This is a genomic window from Cyanobium sp. NIVA-CYA 375 (assembly GCF_056108345.1).
The window spans coordinates 1-1,525 of sequence record NZ_JBSYHW010000199.1; the positions used below are offsets into that span (position 1 = coordinate 1).

1 protein-coding gene is annotated in these 1,525 nt (G+C 56.5%); it reads left to right on the forward strand.

Annotation, left to right across the window (positions count from 1 at the left end; genetic code table 11):
• The first annotated feature begins 172 nt into the window (after positions 1–172).
• Positions 173–1,150, forward strand: a complete 978-nt coding sequence (locus AC01FP_RS17515) for a beta-1,6-N-acetylglucosaminyltransferase (RefSeq protein WP_474481996.1) — start codon at positions 173–175, stop codon at positions 1,148–1,150.
• Positions 1,151–1,525: the final 375 nt, after the last annotated feature.

The window sequence follows — 1,525 nt, forward strand, 5'->3', positions numbered from 1 at the left end:
GCTCCCTCAAGCGTAAGGTAAGCACACACCTCGGCAACCCTCTGTAGTTAGCACTTAAACGTCAAACCTGCTGCGGAGACCGTATCAACGATTACTACGGCGTTGAGCCCGAGGGCACTCCCGGCTGGCGCTCCGCTAGCCGGATCAGTAATCATTGGAGGACCCTGCCCGCATGATTCACTACGCCATCCATGACTACGGAATCGGAGCCAACCTGCCCCTGCTTGTAAATCTCCTCCAGGGACCCGACATTTCCATCGAAGTCTCATTCGATTCCGACGAAGGGTCCCTGGAGAGGGTACGTAGGGCGTTCACCGGTCAGCCCCCTAACCTCACCCTTCGTCACTCCACGTCTATTTCTTGGGGGGGGGGCGGCTTGTACAAGGCCATGATCAAGTCGATGCGGCACGCTCTGGAGCTGCCGGACTGGACCTACTTCATTAATTGCTCCGGCAGTTGCCTGCCCCTGCGAAGTGCCGCCTGGACGCAACAGGTGCTTGAAGAGCAGGCCCTTCAAGGACGGCTGGGCTTCTGCGACTGCTACCGATTGGGTAAGCCGCTGACGTGGATCTCTAACCAGATGCAACCTGCGGACCTGAAGCACTGCATCAGCCAAAACGTCCATGGAAGAGCCCGCTTTCTGGTGGATCCCTGCCTGAAAGAGATGGTGGTGGAGAACCGACTCGATCCGGCCCGCAATATCGGTCAGCGGGTGGGTCTGATGTACACCGAAATCGAAAAGCACACCTACTGGGTGCGTCCCCTCAGCCCCGAAGAGTTACGGGAGCGGGCCCGGTTCCTCACGGAGCAACCCTTGCGCTACGGACGCCATTGGCTGGTGCTGCACCGCTCGATCGTGACATGGCTGCTGAAATCAACAATTCTGGAGCAGACCAGCCACTTCATGTCAGGCTGCTTCATATCTGAAGAGATGATCTTTGCGATGACCTTGTTCAGCCAGGAAAATCCCTATCGTGCCGCCATGGGCACGGACAATCTGCGCCACCGTCAAGGGGGGCCGCAACGCGTCACCCTGGAGGAGATTCCGGCGATCCTCACCACTGGCGACCGTCTAATGGCGAGAAAGATATCAGCAGCCGATTACCCTTATGCCGCCGAAATTGTGCGGCGGTTCAACGCCGCTCAATAGCTGAAAGCTGATTCAAAGTTTCACGCTGGGCTCTGAGTTGGTTGTTGCATTGCTTGTCAGCACTGCCGCAGTAGCGATGGGCATCTTCCTAACTACGTATCACGGATCTAGTGCAATCTCTCCAGGTCCCATGGTTCTGTAACTACTTTCACTAGGGCTTCTTTTGCTCGAAACGCCCAGGCAATATCTCAGCCATGGCTGATCTGGTGATCCGCTGCCGTAAAAGAGATGTGTCGTTTTCCCGACCAGGCTTTGCTGTTTGTCTTTTACGGTCAAGAGGGAGTCGGCTCCCTGCTCCTGGAGTTCTGCTAAAACGGTTCCGGGGTGTTCAGCGTATCCGGCTGGATCTCAATGGAGTGCTTACTTATCCAGTCG

What these genes read in the sequence shown, in the direction of transcription:
- AC01FP_RS17515 (WP_474481996.1), top strand. Translation starts at nt 173, where the DNA reads ATGATTCACTACGCCATCCATGACTACGGAATCGGAGCCAACCTGCCC.